The organism is Caballeronia sp. LZ043 (genome assembly GCF_031451075.1).
Lineage (GTDB): Bacteria > Pseudomonadota > Gammaproteobacteria > Burkholderiales > Burkholderiaceae > Caballeronia.
The window spans coordinates 20,827-27,431 of the sequence record NZ_JARUXT010000015.1 but is presented as its reverse complement, the minus strand read 5'-3'; the positions used below and the strand labels follow the sequence as shown (position 1 = coordinate 27,431).

Here is a 6,605-nt window from a genome sequence, read left to right as displayed (position 1 = left end):
CGCTGTTTCCGACGACGCGGGGCCGATTTGCATCGCGTGCGGCGTCCGCCAGTCCGCCGACGGCTTTCTGCCGTGCGGCCACGACACCATCTGAGGTCATCCATGCACGCCTCTCAAACCCAGATTGACGCCTTTCACGGGCTCTCCAGTATCGAGATCAGCGATACGCAGCGGCGCATCGTCGATCTGTTCCGCGGCGACCGTGCCGTGACGCTGACACGCGACGAGCTCGCAGTAGCGGCTGGCCTCGGTGTCCCGACCATCTGCGGGCGCGTGAACGAACTCGTGAAGGCTGGCGTGCTGGCGGTTCGCGGCACGGCGAAGCGTCCCGGCCGCCGCTGCGCGCAGCAGCTGATCGGCCTTCCTGTCTCGGTGAACTGACATGGCCAACCCTTGGTTTCGCGCGTACGCCGAGTTCGCGACCGACGCGAAAGTGCAAAGCATGTCGGAGGCGATGCAACGCCGTCTGATGATGCTGTTCTGCCTCCGTTGCAGCGACGTTCTTGCAACGTTGCAGGATGACGAACTGGCGTTCGCACTTCGCGTCTCTGAGGACGAATTGGCAGAGACGAAGTCGCTTTTTCTGCGCAAAGGCTTCATCGATGGCGAGTGGCAGATCCTCAACTGGGATAAGCGTCAATTCTCGTCGGACTCAAGCACAGAGCGGTCGCGCAAGCATCGAGCAAGCAAGAAATCCGACGTGCAACGGTCATGCAACGTTGCAGCAACGGCACCAGAAGCAGATACAGAAGCAGATACAGATACAGAACAACCCCAAGAAGAGAAGGTGGTTGAGCAAGGGACGACGGGCAAGCAAACGGGAGACATCGCTTCTCCTGCGAATCGCTCGATTGAGATCGCTGTGTACCTCCGCCAACGCGGCATCGTGGGCTCGAACGCTGCAAACCCAAACATCTCCGCATGGGGCGACGACGCCCGCGTGACGAACGAGGTTCTCGACGCTGCTTTGTCGGTTGTCGCGTCGCGCCGCATGAACCCCATGCCCGGCCCGAACTATCTCGCGCCGATCATTGACGACCTTCTGAACCCGCGTGCTGCTGCGCCGCGCCGTACCGGCGGCGCGAGTGGCCGTGATGCATCCCGCGCAGCTGCTGCTGCATCTATCGGACTTGGAGCACCGAGCTATGACAACGAATCTACCGTCATCGACGCAGACTTCCGGCGCATTGCCTAACCCCATGGACTGGCTCTTCGGGCAACTGCACGGAATGTTCGGCAACAAGCTGCTCGACGGCTTCCGCAGCGGCCATGTGGTCGACGGGAAGGACACCGGCATTGAAAACATGAAGGCAACCTGGACTGAAAAGATTCGTGCGAACGGCATGAAGCTCGTCGACGTGAAGCGCGGCCTGGCCGGCGCGGAACGTTTGAAGTGGCCGCCGACGTGGGGCGAATTCATCGAGCTTTGCAAGCCGCCCATCAACATCGATGCGGCCGTGTATGAGGCGATCGACCAGATGCGCGCGCGCCAGCACGGAAAGGACGTCTGGTCGGATCCGGCAATCTACTGGGCGGCCGTCAAGATCGGCGAGTACGACGTCATCAGCCAGACGTTTTCACAGCTGAAGCCGCGCTTCGAAGTGATGCTGAAAAAGGTCCTCGAAGGTGAGATCCATCCGGTACCGCCGCGCGTGCCGGCGTTGGCTGCGCCCGGTGCAGCAGAATCGACTCGCGAGTTCGGTCGCCAACGTCTTGACGAGCTCAACGCCTCGGCCGCGTTTAAAAACATCTCGAAGGGCGGAAACATCAACTGGGCGCTTCGCATCATCGAAGAGGAAAGGCAGACGGGCAAGGTGCCGCTCAACAAGCTGAAGATCGCGCGCGACGCCATCTTCAACGTGACAGGAAAGGCGGCATGACGAAGCGCTCCGCACCCTGGCCGATGTACGTCCCTGAGGGCACGAAGACGGTCGGCACCGCGCGCGTGCGCGAATCTGTGCTGCCGCCGATGACAACCGCGCAGCGTCGGATCTATGAGACGACCGGCAACCCGCCGCAGAACGATGCGCTCGATGACCCGACCGATCCGTTTCCGGCGCACAAGCAGCACTCGCTGTCGGCCGGCGCGACGAAACCGGCCAAGTATCGCAACACGAAATGCGAGCACGACGGCATCAAGTTCGACAGCCAAAAGGAGATGTCGCGTTGGTTTCACCTGATCCAGTTGAAAGCGTCGGGCCTGATCCGCGATCTTCGCCTGCAGGTCCCGTACGTCCTCACCGCACGCAAGCAACGCGATGACGGCACGTGGGAGCGCGCATCGAAATACGTTGCCGACTTCGTCTATTTCGACGTCGACGCAGGCAAGGAAGTCGTCGAGGACGTGAAGTCAGTCGCGACGCGTAAGAACCGCACCTACATCCAAAAGCGTAAGCAAATGCTGGCGGTGCACAACATCACGATCAAGGAGATCTGATGGCAGGCAACAAAAAGCCGCGCAAGGCATACCGTCCGCGCGCGATCAGCCGAACGATCGGCATCGACGTCCTCGAACGGCGCACGCCGATGGACACGAGCCAGTCGACGGACCTTGGCATTGCCTATCACGTGGCGCTCGACGAGATGCTCAAGGGCCGCGGCAACGAGGAGCACTGGTCGACGGTCGTGTGCGCTTTGAACATCGCGCTCGTGTTGACCGAGCGTGGCTATGGCGAGGAAGTGATGCCCACGGTAAAGCGTGCGCTTGACGGCGCGGTGCGCGCGCGCGACCGGGCGCGCAAGTGCGGCCGCTGGGGCTTTGACGGCGACGCAATGAGCGATGTCCGACGCGCGGTCGAGCTGCATGACGAGCAGATGCGCGTTGCAACGAAGGCGGTCGTGCTGAACGCGCTGGCTGAAGTTCATCGGCGCATTGATGCCGGGCATGCATTCAAGGAGGCAGCGTGAAGCGGGATTGGAGAGCATGGACGCCCGAAGAGGACGCGCTGCTGCGCGAGATATGGAAGAAGCCCGGTGCGCTGAAGTGGAGCGGGGATCTGTTCCCAGGGCGGACGGTGAACGCTATCCGGTTCCGCGGTCATGTGGGGCTGAAGTTGCCGCGCCGCGCCGCGCTGAGGGCATCGACGTATTCGTGGTGCGAGGAAGTCGTCGACGCCGCGCTGAAGGCCGGATTCGTCGGCACAGTCTTCCAGATCGCTGAGGTGACCCCTGCGTCGCACCAGCGTATTCGCCAAATCGTTCGAGCCAAGGAGGGCGAGAAGTACTACATCGCCGGCTGGGAGAAGCGCACGAATGGCTGCGACTGGACGCCCAAATGGGCATGGGGCGATGAGCCGAGCGTACCGAAGCCAGCATGCCAGACGCGTTCGCAGATTTCGAAGCGGTATCGCGCGCGCGCAAAGCTGAAGCTCGGTCAATTCAATCCGTTCGCAACTCTCGCTCAACAGGTGGTCGCATGAAGGTATATATCGCCGGCCCGATGTCCGGTTATCCGGGCCTCAACTTTGCCGCCTTCCATGCCGAGGCGGCTCGGCTCCGCGCGCTGGGCTTCGAAGTCGTCAGCCCGGCGGAAGTGGACGTCGGCCCGAACCCGACGTGGCTCACCGCCATGCGGGCGGACATCAAGGTGCTCGTCGAGTGCGACGGCATCGCGCTGTTGCCCGGTTGGGAGCAATCGAAGGGTGCGCAGGTCGAGCACGCGATCGCGCGCGGGCTGGGTATGCGCGTGTTCCAGGCGCGACACATCATCGGCCTCGCCGGTGGCGAAATCCCTGTGATCTCACAGGAAGCGGTCGTCGAGGTCATGGAAGAGATGGAAAGCCGTGCGAGCGCACAGATTGCGGAGGCGCAGTGAAGAGCTGGCAGATGTTCCTCGTGCTGAGCGTCGCGATGATCGCACCGCACCTGCCGTTGAATTTCGCCATCGGAGCGTGTGTCTGGTGGGTGATTCTGACTCTCTGGTATGCGGGCAAAGACCGATGAAGCGCTCCGAACTGAAGCCCAGCAAGAAGCGCATGACGCGCTCGCCATGGCCCATGGCAAATGCCGCTGACGCTGCGCGAAGGAAGAAATCGAAGAGCCGCGCAAAGAAGCCGACGGTCGCAGAGGGTTCGAAGTATCTGGCCGCGTGCCGCGGCGAGCCGTGCTTTCTGAACGTGAAGTGCCCATGGACAGATTGGGCCGATCCGACGGTTGTCGACTGCCACTCGAACCAATCGATCCACGGTAAGGCCGGCGCGCGCAAAGCAGATCACAAGTTCACAGTTCCGGGCTGCGCGGCGTGTCACGAATGGCTTGACCGAAGCGGCGCGCCATGGGAAGCGAAGTGCGCGGCATTCGACGCCGCGCTCGCGCGGTGGGAGCCGAAGAGGGCTCGGAAGATGGGTTTGATGGAGGAAGCATCGTGAGAACGATCCAGCCGATGCGGCTGAATTTCCAGGTGCCGATGATCGGCATCTTCGTCGAGCGGTGGCCGTATCGACACCGCAACATGAAGCCGCGCGTGACGGAACAGAAGAACACGGACGGCATGGTGTACGGGCTGCGCCGGATCACCGAGAAGGACGCGGCGGGCAGGCAGTACAGGCTGGAAGTGCTGGCCTGCATCAAGCCGGGCCTCGGCGGCAACATCCCCAAAGAGAAATGGGTGACGGACGACATCGCGTGGGTCAAGAGCCTGTATGCGATGAACTGCAATCCGAAGTCCGTGGGCGCGCTGGCCGTGCAGACGCTCGAAGAATTCCGTGAAAGCACCGATTACGAATGGCTCGCCGCAGATGCGCCGGTGCCGCCAAAGCGAGGAGACGCGGCATGAACTGCAAACCGGGTGATTTGGCTTACATCGTGGTACCAGCAGACTGGCCAATCAAAACTGTCGATGGTCACGTGGTGGAGGTCGTCCATCTTCATCCGACGTATTCCGCGCAGGCCAGCGACCGCCGGCCGACGTGGTGGTGCCGCTTTCCTACGCCATGGCTGAACAGCAATGGCGCGTTGGTGAGTCAGGCGTATGTGATGGATTCGTGGCTTCGCCCGATCAGCGGCGTGCCCGTCAATGACGAAGAGCCGGCGGACGTGAACATGCCTGAAGCGTTCCAGCTCGCGCTGGGCATTGAAATGAGGGCATGGGCATGAACGTCGAGCGACTCACCGGCGCGCAGCTCGACTACTGGGTCGCCCGCGCCGAGGGCATGCAGGCCGAAGTGAAACACGCCTGCGGCATGGACTGGTGCCAAGTCGACGTGCAGTACGTCGGCTTCATCCAGTATCAGCCGTCCGAGAACTGGCACATCGCCGCGCCGATTGCAGAGCGTCAGCGATACGTGACATACCCGCGCGTGCGTGAGGACGGAAAGATCGAATGGCTGGCGGAAGCGCAGTTGAATCCCGAGTTCCACGCCATGTTCGCGGACGAGTCGCCGAAGGTGGCCATCTGCCGGCTGCGCGTCGCGGAAGCGTTCGGTTACGAGGTGAATGAGTGAGGCGCTTCGAGTTCATGGATCCGGCCGTCGTCCTTGAGCGCAAGCAGGACGGCACGTGCCTCGGATGCGCGGCGCTTGAACTCTCTCGCTGGGGCGGCACGCGCAAATACGTGTGCAGCCAAGGAAGTCAAAAGGCGTCGACGGAATGGACCGCGATGCGTCGATGCAGAAAATACGAATCGGAGGATGTATGACGGAGCAAGAACTCACAACCCGCCAAAGCAATGCCGCCGACGACAACATGAATCGGTGGGTCGAGTGGTGCCGCACGCGCCGTTTCTTCGCGCCGCAGGTGAAGCAGAACGTGCTGGCCAGGCTGCAAGCGCCGCGCGTGCTCAGCGCTGGCGAGCCCGACTCGTTCCTCGAAGCGGACATGCCGTACCTCAACATGGCAATCCATGCACTGTGCGAGCAGGGCGGACATGAGGACGAGGCCGAGTGCTTCCTCGGTATCTACTGGTTTCGCACGAATATCAAGGCGCTTGCGGCCGAGCGGCAGTGCGCGCGCGGCACCATCTACAATCGCGCGCGCCGGTTCGCGGTCCGTGCGCAGTCGCTGAGCCGATCGATCCGGCGCGTGCATGAGCAGCACATGGGCGAGAAGTGTTCAAAAATCCTTGAACAAAATAGTTCTACTATTGATTGAACACTTTGAGCTAAAATCACGCCCTAATAGATAGGCTGCATCACTGCCTCTAAAGCCCGGACGGTTCGCCGCTCGGGCTTTTTCATTGGTGCGGCGTGTGCGCGATAGCCTCGTTCGAGGCTAGTTCATGACCCTCACTGTTGCAACCTGCTAATGCCGAAGCTCCAGACCTTGAAGCCGCGCCTCGCGAGTGGCGCGCTTTCTCGCGTTCCCGTACTGGAGGCGAAGGCAGGATCGACGCAGCGTGTGCGTGGCCGCGCATGGATGAGAACGCGTGAGCGCGTCGCTTTAGCGCACGGTTATCGATGCTCCATCTGTGGTCGTGTGTGGCAAGCGCACCTTGATCAGATCGATCATGACGTGCCGCTCGAACAAGGTGGCAGCAATGATGATTCGAACCTCAGACCCCTCTGCGATCCGTGCCACAAGGCCAAGACGGCCGATGAAGCGCGGCGCCGAGGGGGAGGGGTGTAGGCAAAGTTTACCGTTCCACGATCCGGGAAACCGACAGTTCCCTC

The 6,605-nt window shown here is 61.9% G+C and carries 14 protein-coding genes; all 14 read left to right on the top strand.

Annotated features, from left to right (window positions below; all coding sequences use genetic code 11):
- The first annotated feature begins 102 nt into the window (after positions 1–102).
- Positions 103–381 carry a hypothetical protein gene (locus tag QCE64_RS35840; RefSeq protein ID WP_310009063.1) on the top strand — a complete coding sequence of 93 codons (279 nt, stop codon included), beginning with the start codon at positions 103–105 and terminating at the stop codon, positions 379–381.
- 1 nt (position 382) lies between these two features.
- Complete coding sequence (locus tag QCE64_RS35835; RefSeq protein ID WP_310009061.1) at positions 383–1,195, top strand: hypothetical protein; 813 nt, start codon at positions 383–385, stop codon at positions 1,193–1,195.
- A 4-nt stretch (positions 1,196–1,199) separates the two neighbouring features.
- Positions 1,200–1,880 (top strand): hypothetical protein, encoded by a 681-nt coding sequence (locus QCE64_RS35830; RefSeq protein ID WP_310009058.1) that lies wholly within the window; start codon positions 1,200–1,202, stop codon positions 1,878–1,880.
- Positions 1,881–1,957: 77 nt separating this feature from the next.
- Positions 1,958–2,437: a DUF1064 domain-containing protein gene (locus tag QCE64_RS35825; RefSeq protein ID WP_404987933.1), complete on the top strand. Its 480-nt coding sequence runs from the start codon at positions 1,958–1,960 to the stop codon at positions 2,435–2,437.
- Entirely contained in the window at positions 2,437–2,907 is a 471-nt protein-coding gene (locus QCE64_RS35820; protein ID WP_310009056.1) for a hypothetical protein, read from the top strand. The genes QCE64_RS35825 and QCE64_RS35820 overlap by 1 nt, the downstream gene beginning before the upstream one ends.
- Positions 2,904–3,419 carry an SANT/Myb-like DNA-binding domain-containing protein gene (locus tag QCE64_RS35815; protein WP_310009053.1) on the top strand — a complete coding sequence of 172 codons (516 nt, stop codon included), beginning with the start codon at positions 2,904–2,906 and terminating at the stop codon, positions 3,417–3,419. The genes QCE64_RS35820 and QCE64_RS35815 overlap by 4 nt, the downstream gene beginning before the upstream one ends.
- Positions 3,416–3,814 (top strand): DUF4406 domain-containing protein, encoded by a 399-nt coding sequence (locus QCE64_RS35810; protein WP_310009052.1) that lies wholly within the window; start codon positions 3,416–3,418, stop codon positions 3,812–3,814. Before QCE64_RS35815 ends, QCE64_RS35810 begins: the two co-directional genes overlap by 4 nt.
- Positions 3,811–3,942, top strand: a complete 132-nt coding sequence (locus tag QCE64_RS35805; RefSeq protein WP_310009050.1) for a hypothetical protein — start codon at positions 3,811–3,813, stop codon at positions 3,940–3,942. The genes QCE64_RS35810 and QCE64_RS35805 overlap by 4 nt, the downstream gene beginning before the upstream one ends.
- Positions 3,939–4,367 carry a hypothetical protein gene (locus QCE64_RS35800; protein ID WP_310009049.1) on the top strand — a complete coding sequence of 143 codons (429 nt, stop codon included), beginning with the start codon at positions 3,939–3,941 and terminating at the stop codon, positions 4,365–4,367. The genes QCE64_RS35805 and QCE64_RS35800 overlap by 4 nt, the downstream gene beginning before the upstream one ends.
- Positions 4,364–4,774: a hypothetical protein gene (locus QCE64_RS35795; protein ID WP_310009047.1), complete on the top strand. Its 411-nt coding sequence runs from the start codon at positions 4,364–4,366 to the stop codon at positions 4,772–4,774. The genes QCE64_RS35800 and QCE64_RS35795 overlap by 4 nt, the downstream gene beginning before the upstream one ends.
- Complete coding sequence (locus QCE64_RS35790) at positions 4,771–5,094, top strand: hypothetical protein (protein WP_310009045.1); 324 nt, start codon at positions 4,771–4,773, stop codon at positions 5,092–5,094. The genes QCE64_RS35795 and QCE64_RS35790 overlap by 4 nt, the downstream gene beginning before the upstream one ends.
- Positions 5,091–5,441, top strand: coding sequence for a phage protein NinX family protein (locus QCE64_RS35785; protein ID WP_310009044.1), 351 nt, complete (start codon positions 5,091–5,093; stop codon positions 5,439–5,441). The genes QCE64_RS35790 and QCE64_RS35785 overlap by 4 nt, the downstream gene beginning before the upstream one ends.
- 145 nt (positions 5,442–5,586) lie before the next feature.
- Positions 5,587–6,087, top strand: coding sequence for a hypothetical protein (locus tag QCE64_RS35780; protein ID WP_310009042.1), 501 nt, complete (start codon positions 5,587–5,589; stop codon positions 6,085–6,087).
- A gap of 153 nt (positions 6,088–6,240) precedes the next feature.
- The gene (locus QCE64_RS35775; RefSeq protein ID WP_310009040.1) at positions 6,241–6,561 is read left to right on the top strand and encodes an HNH endonuclease signature motif containing protein; all 321 of its coding nucleotides are present in this window, start codon (positions 6,241–6,243) and stop codon (positions 6,559–6,561) included.
- The last annotated feature ends 44 nt before the right edge of the window (positions 6,562–6,605 follow it).